General features: G+C 44.6%; 10 protein-coding genes. 2 read left to right on the forward strand and 8 right to left on the reverse strand.

Features of this window, described 5'->3' with window-relative positions:
* The first annotated feature begins 280 nt into the window (after positions 1-280).
* Complete coding sequence (locus tag RIG27_RS09185) at positions 281-2,986, forward strand: CHASE2 domain-containing protein (protein WP_446344448.1); 2,706 nt, start codon at positions 281-283, stop codon at positions 2,984-2,986.
* A 115-nt stretch (positions 2,987-3,101) separates the two neighbouring features.
* Here the strand turns inward: RIG27_RS09185 and RIG27_RS09190 are convergent, their stop codons facing one another.
* From RIG27_RS09190 to RIG27_RS09210, 5 genes are all read right to left on the reverse strand, one after another.
* Positions 3,102-3,629 carry a DUF928 domain-containing protein gene (locus RIG27_RS09190; RefSeq protein WP_446344450.1) on the reverse strand — a complete coding sequence of 176 codons (528 nt, stop codon included), beginning with the start codon at positions 3,627-3,629 and terminating at the stop codon, positions 3,102-3,104.
* A 477-nt stretch (positions 3,630-4,106) separates the two neighbouring features.
* Positions 4,107-6,716 carry a CHAT domain-containing protein gene (locus RIG27_RS09195; RefSeq protein WP_446344452.1) on the reverse strand — a complete coding sequence of 870 codons (2,610 nt, stop codon included), beginning with the start codon at positions 6,714-6,716 and terminating at the stop codon, positions 4,107-4,109.
* Between the two features lie 260 nt (positions 6,717-6,976).
* The gene (locus tag RIG27_RS09200) at positions 6,977-7,369 is read right to left on the reverse strand and encodes an ACP S-malonyltransferase (RefSeq protein WP_446340962.1); all 393 of its coding nucleotides are present in this window, start codon (positions 7,367-7,369) and stop codon (positions 6,977-6,979) included.
* On the reverse strand, positions 7,366-7,755 hold the full coding sequence (locus RIG27_RS09205; protein WP_446340961.1) for a DUF433 domain-containing protein: 390 nt from the start codon (positions 7,753-7,755) through the stop codon (positions 7,366-7,368). The genes RIG27_RS09200 and RIG27_RS09205 overlap by 4 nt, the downstream gene beginning before the upstream one ends.
* A 538-nt stretch (positions 7,756-8,293) precedes the next feature.
* Positions 8,294-12,859 carry a beta strand repeat-containing protein gene (locus RIG27_RS09210; protein ID WP_446344455.1) on the reverse strand — a complete coding sequence of 1,522 codons (4,566 nt, stop codon included), beginning with the start codon at positions 12,857-12,859 and terminating at the stop codon, positions 8,294-8,296.
* A gap of 225 nt (positions 12,860-13,084) precedes the next feature.
* Here RIG27_RS09210 and RIG27_RS09215 point away from each other — a divergent pair, with 225 nt between their 5' ends.
* The gene (locus tag RIG27_RS09215) at positions 13,085-13,729 is read left to right on the forward strand and encodes a Uma2 family endonuclease (RefSeq protein ID WP_446344457.1); all 645 of its coding nucleotides are present in this window, start codon (positions 13,085-13,087) and stop codon (positions 13,727-13,729) included.
* A gap of 135 nt (positions 13,730-13,864) precedes the next feature.
* On the opposite strand, the gene RIG27_RS09220 is transcribed toward RIG27_RS09215, so the two are convergent.
* From RIG27_RS09220 to RIG27_RS09230, 3 genes are all read right to left on the reverse strand, one after another.
* Positions 13,865-15,556 carry a sodium:solute symporter family protein gene (locus RIG27_RS09220; protein ID WP_446344545.1) on the reverse strand — a complete coding sequence of 564 codons (1,692 nt, stop codon included), beginning with the start codon at positions 15,554-15,556 and terminating at the stop codon, positions 13,865-13,867.
* Positions 15,556-15,834: a DUF4212 domain-containing protein gene (locus RIG27_RS09225; protein ID WP_446344459.1), complete on the reverse strand. Its 279-nt coding sequence runs from the start codon at positions 15,832-15,834 to the stop codon at positions 15,556-15,558. The genes RIG27_RS09220 and RIG27_RS09225 overlap by 1 nt, the downstream gene beginning before the upstream one ends.
* A gap of 219 nt (positions 15,835-16,053) precedes the next feature.
* Positions 16,054-16,479, reverse strand: coding sequence for a helix-turn-helix domain-containing protein (locus tag RIG27_RS09230; RefSeq protein ID WP_446344461.1), 426 nt, complete (start codon positions 16,477-16,479; stop codon positions 16,054-16,056).
* Positions 16,480-16,656 lie beyond the last annotated feature (177 nt).

Raw genomic sequence — 16,656 nt, forward strand, 5'->3', positions numbered from 1 at the left:
TGTTGTTGGGTTATCGGTGGGGAGGGCGGGTTTTGTTGTTGGGTTATCGGTGGGGAGGGCGGGTTTTGTTGTTGGGTTATCGGTGGGGAGGGCGGGTTTTGTTGTTGGGTTATCGGTGAATAGCTGAATTTAGTCCCTAAACCCGCCCCTACAATTGATTCCCTAAACCCGCCCCTACAATTGATTCCCTAAACCCGCCCCTACGATATAACTATAACTATTTATTGACAAATGACAAATGACGAATGACGAATGACATAAGACAAATGACGAATAACAAATGACAAATTACCAAGTTGGCGGTAGTCTCAGACATGATGATCCTACCTATGTGGTGCGACAAGCAGACGCCCAACTTTATCAGGCGGTGAAAGCAGGTGAATTTTGTCATGTCCTTAGCCCTCGACAAATGGGTAAATCCTCTCTCCTTGTCAGAACTAAGTATCGTCTGGAAGCCGAAGGATTCCGCTGTGGGGTTCTGGATATGACCACGATTGGTGGTGAATATACGACGCCTGTGCAGTGGTATAAGGGTGTTGTCACACAGTTATGGTTGGCGTTCAATCTGCGGGAAAAGATTTATTTAAAAACGTGGTGGAAAGAGCGAGAAGATATCTCTTTTTTGCAACGATGTCGTCAGTTTATTGAAGAAGCTTTGCTCGGTCAATTCTCCAGTGAACGATTGGTCATTTTTATGGATGAAATTGATCGAATCCTGAATATTAATTTTCCTATTGATGATTTTTGGGCTTTAATTCGATTTTGCTATAATCAACGCGCTATTAATCCCGACTATAATCGGATTGTCTTTGCCTTCTTTGGTGTCGCTGCACCCTCAGACTTAATTCGCGATCGCAGCCGGACTTCTTTTAATATTGGTCAAGCCATAGAAATGCAAGGGTTTAAACTCGCGGAAGTACAACCCCTGATCCAAGGCTTAGAGGAAAAAATTAATACTCCGGAGAGGATTGTTAAGGCAATCTTGGCGTGGACATCTGGTCAGCCATTTCTCACCCAAAAGTTGTGTAATTTAATCTGGAAAGCGGCAGAAAATACAGAACCGGAGAGGCTAGTTATCCCGCCAGGTCAGGAATACAAGTGGGTAGAAAACTTAGTGCGATCGCGCATCATTACTAACTGGGTGTCTCAGGATGATCCGGAACATTTGAGAACTATCCAGAATCGCATTCAAGGGAATGGGCAACGGACGGGTAGAATGCTGGGTATTTATCAGCAGGTGTTACAAGGTGTGGAGATTGAGGTAGATGACTCGCGAGAAGTAACTGAACTTTTGTTGTCGGGTTTATTGGTTAAAAATCAGGGAACATTACAGGTAAAAAATATAATTTATCAAGAAGTATTTAATCGAGCCTGGGTGACGAAAAAATTAGTTTCCCTGCGTCCTTATGCTGAGGATTTCAATGCCTGGATTGCCTCCAGAAAACAGGATCAATCCTACCTGCTGCAAGGAGAGGCGTTAAGAGAGGCATTAACCTGGTCGCAGGATAAAAGTTTGAGTGATCTAGATTATCACTTTTTAGCCGCGAGTCAAGAATTAAATCGACGCGACATTCAGAATGCTCTCCAAGCAATAGAAAAAGCTAATTCTATTCTGTCATCTGCTACGAAACAAGCCAAGACCGAACCCATCCGATATAGACTGTGGCGTGGCTGGATTGGGGCGATAAGTTTAAGTATAACTATTCTGGTGATTCTGTTACGTTTAACTGGATTGTTGCAAGGTTTAGAATGGGATGTTTTGGATCAGTTTTTCCAAGTTCGCCCCTTAGAACCCGCTGATCCACGGATTGTAATTGTCACCATTGATGAAAACGATATCACTCAAGTTGGACAGTGGCCCCTCCCCGATGCGGTGTTAGCAGAGGCAATTACTCGATTAAATGCAGACAATCCGCGTGTGATTGGTTTAGATGTGTATCGAGATTTACCTGTCGAACCCGGACATCAAGAATTAGTGGATCTATTTCAGTCCACTCCGAATCTAATTGGCGCTGAGAAAGTTGTGGGCAATTCCGTGAATCCTCCTCCAAGTTTAAGTCAGTTGGGACAAGTCGGTTTTGTGGATATGGTATTGGATGTAGATGGCAAAGTCCGCCGAGGGTTAATATCTGTTCAATTGGCGGATAAACTTCATCTCAGTTTCAGTTTAAAACTGGCATTGCAGTATCTAGAAGCCCAAGGAATTAAGTTCCAAGCTAAAGATCAGCATCATTTGCAATTGGGTAAAGCCATTTTTTCACCGTTAGATAAAAATGATGGCGGCTATGTGCGGGTGAATACAGGCGGCTATCAGATACTATTAAACTATCGTGGCGGGTTAGAAAATTTTTATACCATCTCGCTTACCGATTTACTAGAAAATCGAATTCCCGCCGAATTAAAGGAGGAGAATGGGTTTACTGGACGAGTTATATTAATTGGCGCGATCGCAATCAGCCTGAAAGACTTTTTCTATACACCCTACAGTGGACATTTGTATCGCACACCCCAAGAGATGGCAGGTGTGACAATTCATGCAAATTTAACCAGTCAAATTTTGAGCGCCGCCTTGGATAATCGTCCACTAATCCGGACATGGAGTGAATCGCAAGAGGGGCTGTGGATTTTGCTATGGTCTTTAATGGGTACAGTATTAAGTTGGCGGTTGCAGTCTCCTCAGAGGGTAGCTTTGGGGATTGCGATCGCGGGTTTAGTCTTAGTCTCAGTTGCCTATCTCGCTTTCTTGCAGGGGTGGTGGATACCTGTGATTCCGTCAATCCTAGGATTAATTCTATCCGCGATCGCACTCTCTTGGTTTACCAGCAAGCACATCGAGAAACTCCAACTCCGTCGCATTCTAGAGTTACTCGCCCAAGACTACCCAACCTCTCCGGCGGCGGTACGGATTGCCCTAGAATATCTGAAAAAGTCCGAACGCGAGAGCAATCACGCCTTAATTGAAGAATGGCTCACTAACAGGGAATAGGGGTAATAGGCGTGTAGGGGCGGGTTTTACAGCTAACATTTTACTACAAACCGATAACTTAACTAAACCCGCCCCGTCTCAACAACAAATGACCAATGACCAATGACAAATACTCTTAATTTACAGTAATTTGTTGAGATTCAACGCGCTCAATTATGCCAGTTACAGTCGGGTCATTGGGATCAAGAGACTGTTGACAAATTAAGCTGATCGACCATTGATATGGCGTATTTGTTTTTAAATCAGGCGCATCCTCTGGTAAAGGGAAGCTAAACTCACTCCCTGTGGCTGTTGTTGGTAATGTCATGATAGTCTGGTAATCATACTCTTCTTCGTTCTCAGCATTCTTTAAACTAAAAAATACCTTTTGTGCTACCGTTTCCGGGATGTACAGTGAGAATGTAGGACGTTGCGCGATCGTTTTATTTTCAACTGGCACTAGAACCGAAAATCCGGGTTCATCTTCTGTGGCATTATCGTTTGTACAATAACCGCCATCACGAGTTCCTGCTCCTGTTGTATCATCGGGACTGCCATCTCCAGGTGGCACAGGTGCTTGAGTATTACTCGGCTTTTTCACAGCTTGAGTTTGGGCAACTAGACGAGGAACAATCGCCAATTCTAAAGATAGTGTGATCGACACTAGAAGTAAGGGGAAATGCCAACCTCGACACTTTATACTAAAAAATCGCCAGGGTTTCATGGGTATAACCTTGTACAGGGGTCTAAAATTGATACAGTTGTTCTATAGATAGAGTCGTTTCAGTGAAGTTCTATCCGCCTGAAGATTTAACTGTTTTTTCAGCAAGACATTCCCAAATTGCTATCACCCTATTTATGGAGTTGTCTGAAACCCGCATTATAACATTTAGCGACAATAGCATCTACTAAAAGGCAGAATACAGAGGGGCTGGGGGAGATGGGGCAGATGGGGGAGATGGGGGAGCAGGGGAAGCAGGGGGAGCAGGGGAAGCAGGGGAAGCCATGTTCCAGACGAGCCATGGATCGTCTGTAGGGGCGGGTTTAGGGACTAATATTGATTGTTATCCCTAGCTTGGCTGCAAAACCCGCCCCGACCAAATGACAAATGACAAATGACAAATGACAAATGACAAATAACTTAAAGCCAATTCCCCACTAAAATAAAAGGTGCCCAGTAGTAGGGATGTTTGTATTTATCTTGTTGGAGTAGAAATAACTGAGCTTGTCGCAAGGCTTCAGCGCGATTAATATCAGGTTGAGTTAAATTGTTATACAGTTGGATCATCGCCTGAGCCGTTGATTGATCTTTGACTGACCATAACGTACCAATGGTACTGCGTGTTCCCGATCGCACGGCTAATCCTGCTAATCCTAACGCCGCTCGTTGATCGCCATTTGCGGTTTGACAAGCACTGAGAACCAGGAGTTCAATCGGGGGAGTATTGTCTTGGTTTTTACCTTTGAGGAGTTGAGCTAGGGTATTGGCATTCAACCGTTTATCCCAGGTGAGGATAAAAGTATCTTCTGGGTTAGAACTAAATTGACCATGAGTAGCCAGGTGAACCACACTCACCGGAAGTGTGTTAATTTTGTTCTCTAATGCAGTGCTAGTAAAGGCTTGATTTAAAAGAACAGTGGATGGAATATTGATACTCACTTGCTCAATTTCATCTTTCACAGCCGGTAATGCCGAAAACCCCTGACGCGCTTGACTTAATCCGGCGGTAAGAGAGCGTAGATGGAGTTGCGTTAGCGATCGCGGTTCTAGTAATTGTAACCCTGGCGTTAAGGCGATACTGTATTTCTCAATTAAATACTGTTCACCATCATGGAGCGCCGCCATTGGCACATTCCGCAACACACCATCGAGAACAAAGACTAAGGTTTTAATATCCTGTTGAGCTAACTGAGTTTCTATTGGTCGAATTAACCAGTCATAAATAGTTTGAGAAACAGTCAGCCGTTTGCGGTTGGAGTAGGCGATATTCATCGACTGTCGCAGTTGATTCACCCTCTCTTCAATTTCCGCTTGGGGTAACTCTGTGCTGTAGGTTTCTAAGGGGTGTCCAGGTAAGGAGAGAATCACGGCAATCCGGTCAGATAAAATAATTGGATAAATCACCGCTGCTTGGGTATCATTGTCTTCAATCACCGTATCAATTTGCTCAGCTTTCGCCTTTAAGCAGGAGGCGCGAAAGTAGTTCTCTAGTTCGGCTAACTGGAGGGATTCAATCACCTGACGCGCTTGCTTGAGGTTATCGGTTGAGGGACGTTGTAATAAGAGACGGACTAAATTCCGGTAAATCGGTTCAATTTGTGATTGAAATGAAAACTGCACATCGGGATTCATCGCCACCAAATCCCCTCGGATGGATTGCAGCAGTTCAAAGGCGTCTTGATTGGCAGTAATCGCGGCGTTCAAGTCTCCAGTTTGCTGATAAAGTTGAGTGAGTTGCCATTGCCATTGATAGGAAATATCTCTGGCATTAATCGTTTGGGAAAAGAGCAATGCTTCTTGGATTAAGTGTTGAGATTCCAACCATTGCTGGTTGGTTTTGTAGAGTTTTCCCAGAGTTCCTAGGGCTAAGGATTCAGCGCGGATATCGTTTAAGGCTTTGGCTTGGGCAATGGTTTTAGCGAGAAGTTGGGCGATGTCTGATGAGGTGATCAGATCGGGAGAATACCCGTCTGAGTTTTCTAGGAGTTCAATTAAACTTTCTGCCCAATTCACCTGAACATAGATAGCATATCGACTGGGAGACAATTGCGAGAGATTATGCTGAATTGGGGCAAATAAGTCTTGTGCTTGATTAAACTGCTGTTGATGAATCAGTAACTTAAATTGGTTCAGTTGGGCTTCGAGTTGGTTTAAGGGATTGGTTGCCGTTTTTGCCGCTTTGTGGTAATAAGTAATAGCAGCATCTATATCTGCCAAGGCTTGTGCCGTGTTACCCAGATTCAAGAAAGCCGCGCTGATATTGGCAGGGGAATTAAGGGTTTGTGCGATCGCTAAACTCTGGTTAAGGATGTTTTGTGCTTCGTCTAATTCCCCAATCGCTTGCCAAACCATCCCCAGGCTGCGTAATCCGGTGGCTTTAATCAGCGAATCTGGCTGTAGCGTGAGGGCTTGCTGCACCCGTTCTAAGACTTGTTGCGATCGCCGAAACATTCCCAAGCTTTGCAAGGCTTGCGCCTGATTGATTTGACACCCCAATACACCGATAACATCATCAGCTTGGGAGTAGGCTGTCTCGGCGGCTTTCCAGGTTGGCAACGCAGCTTCGGATTGTCCGGTTGCCAATTGCAGACTGCCTTTGGTATTTAATACTTGTGCCAAGAGTGCAGGATCGGTGGGAGTGGTTAGGAGGTTTAGACTTTCCTCAATCGCCGCCTTTGCCTGTTCCCACTGTCCCAGATGTTGATAGGCAAGGGACAAATAATTTAAACTGAGTGCCTGGTTAGTGCGATCGCCTGCTTGTTGGTAAATCTGTTCCGCTGCTTGCCAAGCCAGTACCGCATCAGCAAAGCGTCCCCGATCATAGTCAATTTTACCTTGACTGAATCGGCTGACTGGATCAAGAGATTGAGCCAGATGAGATTCCTGTTGTATGATATCCGACTGAGGAAGAGTTGAGGCATTTCCCAGGGCGACAGGAGATGCGATTATCGCCACAACGGTTAACCAGGCTAATCCTAAAAATAGTAGTCGTTTCCTCGCACGTCTTCCCAACCATCCCATAGATCCCATCCTGAATTTAAGCGCCTCAATCAAAGCAAGTTTCGTTACCCTTAAACCTTTATGGCTAAAGTCTTAACATGGATCTAGCGATCGCTCAATCATATCATGTCCTGACGATTGCCCATAATTGCAATGCCTTAAAAATAAGGGTTTCAGGCGTTTTTATTCAGGGGTGTTTGACTGGACATGATATCATTCCTGCCTCTAGCAATAGCTGATCGCACATTACTATGGGGGTTCCAGAGATGATGCGATCGCAAACTAGAGCTTTAGGGTATGAAAATTCGTCTTGTCCCCCTATAGTTCTCTGCATAAAGGGCAATCTCGACCAGTCGATTGACGCAACGCTCTCGATATTCAGATTCACTCACGCGATCCACGTTGCCAATCGTAACCACAGGCAAGGAATCCGGTGTATTTTCTTCCCGCATCACTTGTTCTAATGAATCCTTGCCTTTCATGCTTCGATTCGCTGTTAATAAAATCATCTGATTGGCTTGTGCTAGTCGCCAAACCGTTCTATCGCTGCTATCAATTTCTAGAGCTATCTCTTCAAACATGACAAAACGAATCGCCACCAAATCAAGCCAACCTTCATTTTCTATAACATTCAATAAAAGCTGTGCCTGCCCTCTAATATTGTGGTCAATCAGAAAGTTCATGACTTAGATTCAAGTCTGGCTTTCGCGGCTTGAAGTTTTGCCCAGGCTGTTTCTCGACCAGGTGGCGGTGGCAGTTTGGCAATTTGAGCGAAGTATTCACGATTTTGATCGTCCCAGTACTGCCGAATCTCTTCGTCATCTTTCACAACAGTTTGATATTCGCCTTCGACTTCAGCACGATTGGCTTCAATGTAAGACATGGCTGCATCAAATTTTTCATCCGTAATCTGGGGGAAATGCTGTCGGATCAGTGATCGCGGATACCCCCCATGAATATAGTCCATGAATTGATACAGTGTAATGCGAGTTCCGGCGATGACAAGTCCTCGTTCTGTACGGGTAATTTTTGTTGGTTGATTTGTTGGTTGATTGGATACCGAAGCCATAGTTATAGTTTTTTATAATCTGCTTTTATTGTACCTTATCTATCCTGAGCTGTGATCGCTCTTTCGGTGAAAGGGATCTCGGCAAAACCATCAAAAGGGAATTGCCAAAACCTTTGTGGCTATTCCAGCATTAGGTGGACTAAAGGTGGATGGTTACTATACTATCAGTTTGATTTCTAGTTTTATACATCTGTTGCTACTGAAAGATTGGGTTTGTAGTAGGGGCTTTAGCCCCTAATTTTACGGGTTTTCTGGGCGCACGTCGGTCATCCGTGTCAACTTAAGCCATAACCATTACCCATTCTAATTTTAAGCTATGGGTTTTCTGCTCCCCCGACTATGGGAGAAGGGCGGGTTTAGTCAAGTTATCAGTTTGGTGCAAAATGTTATCTGTAAAACCCGCCCCTACACCCCCCGATCTAAGAGATCTTTACCTTAAGTTATTTGTGTTCACTACGATGTCGCTGAATTTCAAGAAGATTTCAAAACTTTGCAGGAAATGGATTGGTGATGATTGTTGTCAGTGACACTTCACCCATCACAAGTTTAGCTGACTTCCACAAGTGCGAAAATCCATGCCAATATTCACTCGTTTGCCTTGATAGGGTTCAGCCGTAAGTATCACTGTACCATCCTTATCAACAACCCAACCTTGGGCTTCAATTAAAGGTTGAGGATCGGGTTGAGGATGCTGAGGATTCGCATCAGTTGGAGATGGAGAAATTTGGCTGGATAACCGTCGCGTATCTTCCCAAATCGCCCGTCCAGATAGGTATTGACTGGGAGTATTGGGAATTCCACCGCGCCCTGTTGCGATAAAGCGATCGCCTGTATCTGCTGGACAGCCAGAAACGATTTGCTGGGAAGCATCAAAGAAATCCAACGGCAGTTCAAATAATCCGCGTGATGGGTCAATATTCGGTGTATTAATCACAATTATACCATCAATTCCTAATTGCGAACTCGCCGTAATATCACTATTCGGGGTTAATTCTTCGCTCACTTGCAACCCCAAAATTGTTTGCGTGGTAATCGTAATATTGCCGCCATTTCCCTCAAATGCATTCGCCGTGATATCACTATTTTCTGACAACACGGCTACCACAAAATTAGCATCAATGGTAATATCTCCCCCATTACCCCCACCACTGGATTCAGTTCCTGCACGGGTGGAGATTTGACTATTATTTCGTAAGATTAGAGTCTCGGCTACCTTGAGATTGATATTCCCCCCTTCCCCGGATAAACTCGTTGCTGAAATTGAGCCTTGATCTAAGAAAATAGAGCGGATGTCAACATTGATATCTCCAGCATTACCTGTCCCTGTCGCACTCACCGACACCGCCGCGCGATCGCGAATGTTTAATTCACTCGTGGGACTATTAATATTGATATTTCCCCCATCGCCAGATGCGGCTTCAGTCGAGGAAGCAAATAAACCTGTGCCGATGAGAGTTCCTTCATTCGTGGGGTCAGACAGTTCAATCAACTCCGACACATTCACGATCACATCACCCGCTTGTCCGGAATTAAAAGTAGTGGTTAAAACCTGCGCTCCCCCTCGTGCTATAAGCTGAGGAGAGGTTAAAGTAACATTGCCCGATTCCGCCTGATCAAACGTTCCCGAACCTAACAGCGAATTGTCTAACTCGATCCGATTTGTGGCATCAATCTGAATATTTCCCCCCCTACCTTGATTGAGTGTCGTGGTGGCAATCAATCCACCATCACGGGCGATAAAATTTGGGGTTTCAATGAAGACATTACCCGCCGCGCCCTCTCCATCCGTAACCGTGACAATTCCCTGATTAAAATTATCCAGGGTGAGTGTATCGGCAAACGCTGGAAGTACAATTTGCTCTTGTAACGCCTCAAATCCTGCCCCCATGAGTTCAAGGGATTCGGAAGCGCGAATCCGAATATCTCCACCGTTTCCAGAACCTGATGTTGAAGCATTAATTCGACTATTATTCAGTTGCAGACGCTCTAGATTTAGTCGAATATTTCCCCCATCTCCGAAACCACGGGTTGCTGATGTGATCTCGCCACCTTGTTGGACAATCAATTCTTGGCTAGTAATGTCTATATTGCCAGCATTGCCTGATTTATTCAGCGAAAATAAATCCGTGACGATGGAACTGGGAAAGCTGCTATCCGCAGACCGACCAATCACTTCAATCAACTCAGCATTCTTAATTGTTAATTGTCCCCCATTGCCGTCTCCTCCGGTATTTCCGAGAACGCCAGCACCATTGCGAATGCTCAAGTTACGCACATCTAAGGTTAAGTCCCCAGCATCGCCATCACTCCCCGTAGATGTGCTAATCACAGCTCCATCTGTAAGAGAGACATTCTCAGAATTTAGGGTTAAATCCCCAGCATCTTCACCCAAAGTTCCCGTACCGATACCGCCCTCTCCTTGTAAAAAGATATCCGTTGCATTGACGGTTAAATCTCCCCCTTCACCCTGACTCACAAAGGTAGTAATTCCGCCACCGTCGCGAATGGATAATCGCCCAGTATTAATTGTTAAATTGCCAGAGTTCCCACTACCGAACGCTAATGTGGAGATTCCTGTATCACCTTGCAAGGCAACTTGAGCCAATTCACTCGGCTTAATAGTAAACGCACCAGGTTGATTGCCAATAATTTCGAGAGACTCCGTGGCATTAATCGTCACATCTCCCGCATTGCCAGTATTGCCCGGATTGGTATTAGAAGCAATCCCAACGCCAGATGTAAATGCAGGGTCTTGGATAATGGTTAACCGACGGGTATTTAGGTTGATATCCCCCGCGTCAGCACTACCCGGAGCAGCAATCGTCGCGAGAATACTGTTCCGAATCACTATGTCATCGGCAGCATTAATCTGTACTATTCCCCCTTGAGCTTCATTGAAGGCAAAGGAAAAAATAGATCCATCTTCAACTCGGATGGATTGAGCAGTAATCGTAATTCCCTTGGCAATGCCAGGAACTGTGCTACTGTTGTTGATACTGTTTCCTCTGAGCCAAAACAGTCCACCACTGTTAAGCGTGATTTGTCCGGCGAAATCGCCAATAGATGCAATGTTTTCACCAAGGCTAGGGTCAAGGTCAATAGTAAGATCCCCTGTGGCATTGAGTGAGATATCTCCAGCTTGATTCTGGGAATTGGCAATAATACTTGCCATTATATTTAGGTTTCCGGCGGCATCAAGTGAGATAGTTCCGGCTTGATTGCTACCATTACTGATGATAGGAGTTGTGGTTGCGATCGCACCCTGTTGGCTGTTCAGGGTAATATTCCCCCCACCGATTTCTCCACTTGAGTGGATATTCCCATTAACGCTAAGGTTCCCGCTCGCATCAACAGAGATATCACCCGCTTGATTGATACCATTGCTAACCAGATGCGCTGTAGTTGCGATCGCACCCTGTTGGCTGTTCAGGGTAATATTCCCCCCACCGATTTCTCCCTGTGAGGCGATATTCCCATTAACACTAATGTTCCCGTGAGCCTCAACAGAGATATCTCCGGCTTGATTGCTACTATTGCTGACTAGAGCCGCCGTAGTTGCGATCGCACCCTGTTGGCTGTTCAGGGTAATATTCCCGCCTATTTCTCCCGTTGAGCTGATATTCTGGTTAATACTCACATCCCCGATCGCATTGAGTGAGATATCTCCAGCTTGATTCTGGGAATTGGCAATAATATTTCCCGCAGTGTTAATTTGACTGGTATCAGCAAAGCTTCCGGAAGTAACCTCTATGCTTCCCCCATTCGTCACCAGAATAGAACCAGGATTCATCAAAAACTGAGCAACTCCAGCATCCCGTTGAGCTACTATAGCATTTTCGTCATTAATTTTGGCAGTAAAATCTCCACCATTCAGAGAGATTAGCAGGTTATCAGCAATGGTAATCGAACGTCCTGCCTGTAAATTTAGACTATTGCTTGATCCGCTAAACAGACTCTGGTTAACGGCAATATCATTATTTGCCTGTAACGTGACCGAGTTAGTGGCGAGAGCAGAGCTAAGCACATTACCATTAATAATCGATACCTCTGTAGGATTCGTCTCAAAGGTTTGTCCATCAGCGGCGTCAATTCCATCATCTTGAATCCAAATATTTTTTGGGTCGAGTAACAGGGTTCCCACGTCTCCCAAAGGTGCTGTGGTATCCACGATTCCTGTAAAATCTAAATATCCACCGGATACGTCCACAAAACCCCCATTAGATTCAGGCGTTTCACTCGCACCACGAGCAGTAATTGTTCCCTGAAATTGCGTAGATGTATTACCTCTAATAATCACATTCCCGCCATCCCCCTGATGCAGGGCATCGGCTTGAATTTGCACTCCTGAATCGATAGTAACCTTTTCCCCTTGACCAATCGTCACGCTACCGCCACCTGTAAGAGAAGACACATCAACTTTGGCAGTTTCTAATAGCTGAATGTCCTCGCCCAATACCTGAATTGTACCCCCAGGAGCGGTCAATGAACCCGTACTGATTACCCTATCCCCCGCTAGCATCAGGGTTTCTCCTGCACCGACACGTAAATTCCCCTGATTCCGAATTTCCGCTTGCTGTTGGCGTAAGGCGTCTAAAAATAAGACACCCGGTTGAATCGCCAACAATTGACTGTCTTGGGGATTAGTCGCCCGAAACATTCCATCGTTTCCCAACTGAATCCCATCAGCCGTACTCGCCACAAAAGAACCCGCAACATCTAATTGGGCATCGGCACCAAAAATAATCCCATTAGGATTGAGTAAAAAGAGGTTGGCATTGCCATCAACACCTAAAGTTCCCCAGATATTAGAGACATTATTCCCCGTAACGCGAGTCAGGATATCGGTAATTCCATCCGGATTTACAAAGTAAACTTGTTGGTCTAAATTAACGTTAAACTCACTAAAACTATGGAACAAGTTACTCCCTCGCCTTGCGCCACCTTCAATTAAGTCTCGTACACCTTGAGGAGTAACGATAGAGGTTTCTGTGCCTAACGTGCTGTCTGGTATTAACTGAGCCTGAACCGTCGGATTGAAAAGGGTTAGCCAGACTAACGGGAAGGTCAGCGATCGCCCCTGTTTGAGAAACGTGATCATGCCCATCAATCCTAGCCCCCCCTGCTTCTGGCAAACCCTAACTCTAATGATACTCAGAGAATGGAAAAGAACAAGGGCAACGGAGAAGGTAGAGGGATGGGGGACTCATCTTAGGGACTTGCTGAATTAAGCGGGAAGCTATACTATACAAGGGGGAAAGCCATTTTTTACCCAATTATTACTTTCATTTTTACACCCCGACAAAAGGGATAATTTTGTCAGGAATAGGTGATGACAACAGCTACCTTTGAACTAGCCGAACATCGGGTCATTCTGTCAAATATCAGTTGGCAAACGTTTGAGCGGTTACTTGCAGACTTAGGGAAAAACCGCTGCGCTCGTTTGGCTTACAATGACGGAGTATTAGAAATTATGACGCCCTTAGGAACTCATGAAAATAATAACCGCTTTATTGAAAGCTTAATTGGCGCGATCGCGGATGAATTAAATCTCAACCTCAAACGGTTTGGTTCTCTCACTCTGAAGCGAGAAAAACGACAAAAAGGGGGAGAACCTGACTCCTGTTACTACATCCAAAATGAACCCAAGGTTAGACATAAACAAGAGATTGATTTGGCGAATGACCCGCCACCCGATCTAGTCTTAGAGATTGATATTACCAGTGGTTCTATGGATAAACTACCAATTTATGCCGCGATTGGTGTACCAGAACTGTGGCATTATGATGGACGTAAACTCGATGTATTTGTTTTATCTCCAGAATCAACGAGTTATCAATCTGTGGATAAAAGTCCGACGTTTCCATGGCTATCTTTAGCCGCAATTCCTCGGTTTATTCGGCAAAGTTTAGCGGATGGAGAAACCGCAACATTACGGGCGTTTCGGACTTGGGTGAGAGAACAGCAGTCGGATTAGAGATATAGCACTACCGGGATACGTTAAGACATTCCCCTGTTGCCTGTTGCCTTTTCACCCAATTTTATTGTCCTAACCTCAATGCGTAATGCGATAAAAGGCGATCGCACTCATTAAACTGTAGACTAGTCTAGTCTAATCCAATTCCTCTTCGCCAATATCCGCTAAAGCCAAGGGTTCATCAGTTGGAGTTCGCAACGATTCCACTAACTGTTGTATCTCTGCAGGTGGTGCGGGGGTGAGGCGAGAAACAATTGCAGTCACGAGAAAATTTAGCCCCATTCCCACTGTACCAATGCCTTCAGCGGAAATACCAAAAAACCAGGTTGGCATCTGATAGAACTTAACGCCAATAATATAGATAGTCGTGAACACTAACCCCACAATCATACCCGCGATCGCGCCTTCTCGGTTAGTCCGCTGATCAAATATGCCTAAGATAATCACTGGGAAGAAACTAGCCGCCGCTAACCCAAAGGCAAAGGCGACAACTTGCGCCACAAAACCGGGGGGATTAATGCCAAAATACCCGGCAATGACAATAGCGAATCCCACCATAAATCGACCCACTAATAACCGTTGGGCTTCTGAGGCGTTAGGGTTGATAATTCGGTAATAGACATCATGTGCCACAGAACTGGAAATCACCAGTAATAACCCCGATGCCGTTGATAGCGCGGCAGCTAATCCACCAGCAGCAACTAAAGCAATTACCCAGGGTGCAAGTTGGGCAACTTCTGGGGTAGAGAGGACAATAATATCTCGGTCAATGGTAATTTCGTTTGTCTCGGTATCGGGGGTTAATTGAATTCGCCCATCCCCATTCTTATCATCAAACGCCAATAATCCGGTGTTTTCCCATTTGGTTGCCCAATCCAGTTGACGCACCTCTTCAATCGTATTATTGTGTAAGGTTTGAATCAGGTTATATCGGGCAAATCCGGCAATAGCGGGCGCGGTGGTATAAAGAATTGCAATAAACAACAATGCCCACCCTGCGGAATATCGAGCCGCACGCACATTAGGAACCGTATAAAATCGGACAATAACATGGGGTAATCCGGCGGTTCCCACCATCAGGGCGATGGTAATAAATAGGACATCCAACATAGATTTATGGGTAAAGGGTTGGGTATATTCCGCAAACCCTAAATCCACTTGAATTCCATTCAGGCGTTCCATAATATCACTGAACGTAAATCCCAATTGAGGAACCGGATTATTAGTTAGCAGGATAGAGATTGCGATCGCGGGAATTAGATAGGCGATAATTAAGACAAAGTATTGTGCTACTTGTGTCCAAGTAATCCCCTTCATTCCCCCCAAGATGGCGAAAAAGGCGACAATTACCATCCCAATAATCACGCCTGTATTAATATCCACCTGTAAGAAACGACTGAAGACAATTCCCACGCCCCGCATTTGTCCAGCCACATAGGTGAGAGAGACGAAAATTGCCGCCACCACCGCCACCAAACGTGCTGTACGGGAATAGTAGCGATCGCCAACAAAATCGGGTACAGTATATTTACCAAACTTCCGTAAATAGGGTGCTAGCAGTAGGGCGAGTAAGACATATCCCCCCGTCCATCCCATCAGATAGATAGAACCGTCATACCCCAGAAACGAAATCAACCCCGCCATGGAAATAAACGACGCCGCTGACATCCAATCAGCGGCTGTAGCTGCACCGTTAGCGATAGCGGGGACACCCTGAGAGGCGACAAAAAAACCTTTAGTATCTTTTACCCGCGAATGCCAACCAATATAGACATAGACAATAAAAGAAAGTATTACCAATACACTTGTCCAAGCTTCAACTGACATCATGACTCCTCGTTATCGTTTCCGGGGTGGTGATTGCGGTATTTACGTTCCAATTTATCCATCTGAATAGCATAGATGAAAATTAACACCACAAATACATAAATTGATCCTTGCTGTGCCATCCAGAATCCCAAGGGAAGTCCACCCAGCTTAATCGTATTCAAGGGTTGTACCAGCAGGATACTCAGGACAATTGACACCAACGCCCAGACAACGAGCAGATTCCGAATCAGCGCTTTATTCGCTCGCCAGTACTCTCGATTTTGGTGATTGGTCATCTATTCTTATGATTCCCTTCTCTAAGTAGAGATGTAGACTATTTTCAGATCGTTGGCAAATTCTATCACAGTTTGGCAACCCTCTCACGCCAAATCCTCAACCCATCACTGTTAATTTTTGTTAGTTAGTCCTCTTGAGTTAACTGAGGTACACAGACAGATCCCCGACTTCTTGAAGAAGTCGGGGATCTTGCTTAGAATGCGTAAGCCCTACCACCGTTAGAAATACTCCGCAGAGAACTGAAGCAAACAGCTTTGTGCTTCTTTGATTAAAGTATAGTAGCTTGAATTGGATTTAAAATTGATATCATATTTCTCCCTTAAATAACATTTGATCTTCTCTAAACCCTGATTGTCGTTTTTGTTTAACCAATTTATTACATCTTGCTTCTGCTGTTTTGTCAAATAACCGCTAGAGCCTTTGTAAGATAATTTAAGCCCTTCTAGTCCCGATTCTTTAAACCGCTTATTCCATTTACTGATAAACCCATTCGATACATTCAGTAAATCGGAAATCGAGTTATAAGTCCATCCTTGAAGAGTTAATTTAACCCCCATAGCTCTTTTTAACTCTCTTGAATCTGAATTATTTTTAATCCATTGGTCTAAGTCTTGAATTTGTTTGTCTATATGTTTATATTTCATATATGATTTGATTCAATCACTGCGGCTTTAAATTGACTAAATCAAGAATAACAGTTAAATTTGAATCGAAACATACAGAAAAATTCATAAAAATCCACTACTTTCTGATCCGCTTTAGCCTGCATTGCACAATTCGTCAATGCTGTCAATAGATAAAAAATGGTAATTTTTGCGAAA

Origin of the sequence: Coleofasciculus sp. F4-SAH-05 (assembly GCF_040222985.1) — a bacterium.
Lineage (GTDB): Bacteria > Cyanobacteriota > Cyanobacteriia > Cyanobacteriales > Coleofasciculaceae > Coleofasciculus > Coleofasciculus chthonoplastes.

Excerpts from the sequence above, each read along its gene's own strand:
- RIG27_RS09205 (WP_446340961.1), bottom strand. The coding sequence starts at position 7,755 with ATGGCTTCGGTATCCAATCAACCAACAAATCAACCAACAAAAATTACC.
- RIG27_RS09220 (WP_446344545.1), bottom strand. The coding sequence starts at position 15,556 with ATGTCAGTTGAAGCTTGGACAAGTGTATTGGTAATACTTTCTTTTATT.
- RIG27_RS09210 (WP_446344455.1), bottom strand. The coding sequence starts at position 12,859 with ATGGGCATGATCACGTTTCTCAAACAGGGGCGATCGCTGACCTTCCCG.
- RIG27_RS09195 (WP_446344452.1), bottom strand. The coding sequence starts at position 6,716 with ATGGGATCTATGGGATGGTTGGGAAGACGTGCGAGGAAACGACTACTA.
- RIG27_RS09215 (WP_446344457.1), top strand. The coding sequence starts at position 13,085 with ATGACAACAGCTACCTTTGAACTAGCCGAACATCGGGTCATTCTGTCA.
- RIG27_RS09230 (WP_446344461.1), bottom strand. The coding sequence starts at position 16,479 with ATGAAATATAAACATATAGACAAACAAATTCAAGACTTAGACCAATGG.
- RIG27_RS09225 (WP_446344459.1), bottom strand. The coding sequence starts at position 15,834 with ATGACCAATCACCAAAATCGAGAGTACTGGCGAGCGAATAAAGCGCTG.
- RIG27_RS09200 (WP_446340962.1), bottom strand. The coding sequence starts at position 7,369 with ATGAACTTTCTGATTGACCACAATATTAGAGGGCAGGCACAGCTTTTA.
- RIG27_RS09185 (WP_446344448.1), top strand. The coding sequence starts at position 281 with ATGACAAATTACCAAGTTGGCGGTAGTCTCAGACATGATGATCCTACC.